Below are 1,363 nucleotides of genomic sequence, written 5' to 3'. Positions count from 1 at the left end.
CATGGCTGAGGACAGCTTCCGGTCGTGGTCGAGGATGGCGGCGCTGATTCTCTTCTCGCTTTCGCTCAGTTCCGCTCTGACAGACTTCTCGTGCTCGCTGAATGCGGCTTTCAGCATCTCGCCGGTAGTCTGCTGCTGCACTTTCGATTTCTGCTCTAAGTCCTTCGCCAGCGTTAAAAGACTGTTCATAGATGGCTCCCTTGAGTCGGATGTTTCGCCCCCCGTCCGGGCCGGCAATACTGATACTGTTTTTAGTCGTGCGCACCACCTCAAAACCTGCGCTTTCCAGCGCCTCAGTGACGTCCTGGCGGGTTTTCAGCTCCCCGGATGAGGCTAAGGACAGCAAACCACGTGTAATCGACTGGGCAGCTTCCTGCTTCGCTTCCGGAAGCGCGGACGGCGTGACCAGCGCCCGCCGGTTCTCCGGTGCGTTCGGGTCGTGCAGCCCCAGCCTGCCGTTCACAATGGTCTGCCAGGCATTGATGCGCGGACGGTCGGCGCGGTCGTAATACGGCTGGAGCCGTTTGCCAGTCAGCAGCTCCGTGTTCGGGATAAGGAAATTCAGCTCCAGCCGCCCCTTGTCCTGGTGCTCAACCCACAGCACGCTGTACTGGTCTTTATCGAGTCCGGGCATCAGAACCCGCTCGAAGCTCGCCATCAGCTTTTCACGCTGGCCGGGCGGTAAGTCCTGTTCGGAAAAAGACAGCACGCCGGAGGTGTATTTTTTTGCATAGGGCGAGGCGTCGATAAGCTCCCGGACTTCCTCCGGCTTCCCCTGCAGAACGGTGGCGCCGTCGCGCTGGCGGTCTTTTCCCAGCAGATAATCCACCGGACCGGCACCACTGCCGCGCCCTCGTGGATGAAACTTAACGATCATCGTCAGCCCCCTTTTCCAGCACCGCGTGCCGCAGCCGCTCGAGTCCGGCATCGATGGCCATCAGCGAAGCGATAACCTGTACGCGGTCGATTCCGCTGCCTCCACCGGCGTTAACCTGCCGGGCAATCTGGTTGAGGTTGTTACCCATGCCCGCAAGCTGACGAAGCAGCGCCGGCGAGATCGAGGGAAGTTTACCGGCACGGGCGGGCTTCTCGTCCAGGCACGTCTGCCGCATCCAGGCCGCGAGCTGTTTACCATCGCAGCGTTCCAGCAGACGCCGGTGCTCATCTTCGGTCACCCACATGGTGAGCATTTTGCTGCGTTTGTCTGCCAATCCGGCCTCCTGATAACGCCGGGACGGGCGGGAAATCTTTTCCCGTTCGGCGCGGTGTTGGACAAGCCGCAGGCGCGTCAGTGGTTTTAGCGGGTTTCGGGGCGCAGCCCTGAACCAGTCACGTAGCGCTAGCGGAGTGTATACTGGCTTAA

Annotated in this window: 2 protein-coding genes; both read right to left on the bottom strand. The window is 60.7% G+C overall.

Annotation, left to right across the window (positions count from 1 at the left end):
* A partial coding sequence (mbeA, locus tag F7Q90_RS28185) for a plasmid mobilization relaxase MbeA (RefSeq protein ID WP_151161156.1) occupies positions 1 to 877 on the bottom strand: 877 nt, incomplete at its 3' end.
* Positions 867 to 1,190 (bottom strand): MobC family plasmid mobilization relaxosome protein, encoded by a 324-nt coding sequence (locus F7Q90_RS25615; protein ID WP_170317992.1) that lies wholly within the window; start codon positions 1,188 to 1,190, stop codon positions 867 to 869. The genes F7Q90_RS25615 and mbeA, both read right to left, overlap by 11 nt.
* Positions 1,191 to 1,363: the final 173 nt, after the last annotated feature.

This window comes from Pantoea stewartii subsp. stewartii, assembly GCF_008801695.1.
In the GTDB taxonomy this organism is placed as follows: Bacteria; Pseudomonadota; Gammaproteobacteria; order Enterobacterales; family Enterobacteriaceae; genus Pantoea; species Pantoea stewartii.
Note: the sequence above shows the minus strand (reverse complement) of the source record. Positions and strands in the feature narration are given on the sequence as shown.